The 1,643-nt window shown below is 41.4% G+C and carries 3 protein-coding genes; all 3 read left to right on the forward strand.

The window, feature by feature from the left end; genetic code table 11:
* Window positions 1-737, forward strand: a 737-nt coding sequence (gene cvfB / locus GMD1S_RS10265; protein WP_000321452.1) for an RNA-binding virulence regulatory protein CvfB, incomplete at its 5' end; no start/stop codon positions are given.
* Between the two features lie 11 nt (window positions 738-748).
* On the forward strand, window positions 749-1,354 hold the full coding sequence (locus GMD1S_RS10270) for a GrpB family protein (RefSeq protein WP_025172603.1): 606 nt from the start codon (window positions 749-751) through the stop codon (window positions 1,352-1,354).
* Window positions 1,351-1,566, forward strand: coding sequence for a YozE family protein (locus tag GMD1S_RS10275; protein WP_001232084.1), 216 nt, complete (start codon window positions 1,351-1,353; stop codon window positions 1,564-1,566). Before GMD1S_RS10270 ends, GMD1S_RS10275 begins: the two co-directional genes overlap by 4 nt.
* Window positions 1,567-1,643: the final 77 nt, after the last annotated feature.

Consider the following 1,643-nt stretch of genomic DNA (forward strand, 5'->3'; position numbering starts at 1 on the left):
CAGTAGGGGATACGGTCAAAGGTTTTGCCTACACGGATATGAAGCAAAAACTCCGCCTGACAACATTAGAAGTGACTGCAACTCAGGACCAATTTGGTTGGGGAACCGTAACGGAAGTTCGTAAAGACTTGGGTGTCTTTGTGGATACAGGTCTGCCCGATAAGGAAATCGTTGTGTCACTCGATATTCTTCCAGAGCTTAAAGAACTCTGGCCTAAGAAGGGTGACCGACTCTATATCCGCCTTGAAGTGGACAAGAAAGACCGAATCTGGGGACTCTTGGCGTATCAGGAAGACTTCCAATGTCTGGCTCGTCCTGCTTACAACAACATGCAGAATCAAAACTGGCCAGCCATTGTTTACCGTCTCAAGCTGTCAGGAACCTTTGTTTACCTACCAGAGAATAACATGCTTGGTTTCATTCACCCAAGTGAGCGCTACGCAGAGCCACGTTTGGGGCAAGTGTTAGATGCGCGTGTCATTGGTTTCCGCGAGGTTGATCGCACTCTTAATCTTTCTCTCAAACCACGTTCTTTTGAGATGTTGGAAAATGATGCCCAGATGATTTTGACTTACTTGGAAAGCAATGGCGGATTTATGACCTTGAATGATAAGTCATCCCCTGAGGACATCAAAGCAACCTTTGGCATTTCTAAAGGTCAGTTCAAGAAAGCACTCGGTGGTTTGATGAAGGCTGGCAAAATCAAGCAAGATCAGTTTGGGACAGAGTTGATTTAGGCCTTATAGACATGATAAAGAAACTTGAAGAAATGAGTTTAGAGGAACTCTGGCAACTTTTTCCGATTTTTTTAGTAGAGCACAAGCCAGAGTGGAAAGACTGGTATGAATCGGAAAAAGCAAATCTGAAAAAAATATTGGGTGCAAATGTTATTAAAAGAATAGAACATATCGGTAGCACTGCTATCCCTAATATTTGGGCCAAAAATATCGTTGATATTCTGTTAGAAGTAGGTAGAATAGAGGATTTAGCAAGAGTCAGGGATTTATTGGTGAAGAATGGGTGGCTAGTGATGTCGGAGAGTCCTAACAGGATTTCGCTAAATAAAGGATATACAGAGCAGGGATTTGCTGAGAAAGTTTTTCATTTACATTTGCGAATGACGGGAGATCATGACGAGATTTATTTTAGAGATTATCTCTGCCAGCATCCAGATATTGCCCAAGCGTATCAGGAATTAAAACTAAGTTTGTGGAAAAAATTTGAACACAATCGAGACGGCTATACAGATGCGAAAACAGATTTTATAAACCACTACGTTTCAGAGGCTAAGTCCAGTAATTTTCAAGAATCAGAAAAGTGTCATCAAAAAACTCTTGATAGGAGAAAGAATTGAGAAAATCATTTTACACTTGGCTCATGACCGAGCGCAATCCTAAAAGTAATAGCCCTAAAGCCATCTTGGCAGACCTCGCTTTTGAAGAGTCAGCTTTTCCAAAACATACAGATGATTTTGATGAGGTGAGTCGCTTTTTGGAGGAGCATGCCAGCTTCTCTTTTAACCTAGGAGACTTTGACGCCATCTGGCAAGAATACTTAGAACACTAGAGACAATGAGATGAGGCTAGTATTGCAATCAATAAAACAATCACACCAACTGTCAAATAGCTGTCAGCAACATTGAA

The organism is Streptococcus sp. GMD1S, from assembly GCF_000296875.1.
GTDB lineage: Bacteria > Bacillota > Bacilli > Lactobacillales > Streptococcaceae > Streptococcus.

Bases quoted from the DNA above. Each gene is read 5' to 3' on its own strand.
- GMD1S_RS10270 (WP_025172603.1), top strand. From the start codon at position 749: ATGATAAAGAAACTTGAAGAAATGAGTTTAGAGGAACTCTGGCAACTT.